The organism is Neisseria sp. P0021.S007, assembly GCF_051956855.1.
The window spans coordinates 1-1,079 of record NZ_JBQCXA010000137.1 but is presented as its reverse complement, the minus strand read 5'-3'; the positions used below and the strand labels follow the sequence as shown (position 1 = coordinate 1,079).

General features: G+C 55.1%; 1 protein-coding gene and 1 pseudogene. One reads left to right on the top strand and one right to left on the bottom strand.

Annotated features, from left to right (window positions below):
* Positions 1–250 (top strand): annotated as a pseudogene (locus tag ACTHUR_RS11735) (glutamate dehydrogenase); the annotation flags it as partial.
* Positions 251–318: 68 nt separating this feature from the next.
* Here the strand turns inward: ACTHUR_RS11735 and ACTHUR_RS11730 are convergent.
* Positions 319–1,079 (bottom strand): helicase-related protein (locus ACTHUR_RS11730; protein WP_440398687.1); only part of this gene is annotated, 761 nt, incomplete at its 5' end.

Here is a 1,079-nt window from a genome sequence, read left to right as displayed (position 1 = left end):
CCTCTACGCTCCGGGCAAAGCCTCCAACGCCGGCGGCGTAGCGACTTCAGGTTTGGAAATGAGTCAAAACGCCATCCGCCTGTCTTGGACACGTGAAGAAGTCGACCAACGCCTATTCGACATCATGCACAACATCCACGAATCCTGCCTGAAATACGGCAAAGTCGGCGACAAAGTGAACTATGTCAATGGTGCGAACATTGCCGGTTTCGTCAAAGTTGCTGATGCCATGTTGGCGCAAGGTTTCTAAACCCCTATCCAGCCAAATCAAAGGCCGTCTGAAATATTTCAGACGGCCTTTTTCTTTTCATGAAAATTTTATACGCCCAAATAACCTTCCCTGCTGGAAAGCCATCTTGCCAGATGTGCTTCGACGATTTCAGGGTTTTGTTCAATCAGCAAAGGGGCAATTTCGCGCGCTTGTTCTAAAAGGTGTAAGTCTTCTTCAAGATTGGCAAAACGCAGCATGGGAACGCCGCTTTGACGCGCGCCGAGAAATTCGCCGGGGCCGCGGATGTTGAGGTCTTGGCGGGCGATTTCAAAGCCGTCGGTGTGTTCGTAGATGACTTTCAACCGCGCTTTGGCGAGTTCGCTCAAGGGTTCAGCAAACAGGAGGACGCACACGCTTTCTGCCGCGCCGCGCCCTACCCGACCGCGTAATTGGTGCAGCTGCGCCAAGCCCATGCGCTCGGCGTGTTCGATGACCATCAAGGCGGCATTGGGCACATCTACGCCGACTTCGATGACGGTAGTGGCGACCAATACGTTCAGACGGCCTGCGGCAAACTCCGCCATGACTTCAGCTTTTTCGGCGGCCTTCATGCGCCCGTGTACCAAGCCGATGTTGAGTTCGGGCAAGGCTGCCTGAAGCTGCTCGAGGGTTTCGGTGGCGGTTTGCAGTTGCAGAGTTTCGCTTTCTTCAATCAGCGGACAGACCCAGTATGCCTGCTGCCCTTTGCGGCAGATGTTGAGAACGAAGCCTTCGACTTCGGCGCGGCGGACGTTGTTGACGAGACGGGTTTTAATCGGGGTACGCCCGGGCGGCAATTCGTCGATAACGGACACGTCTAAGGCGGCGA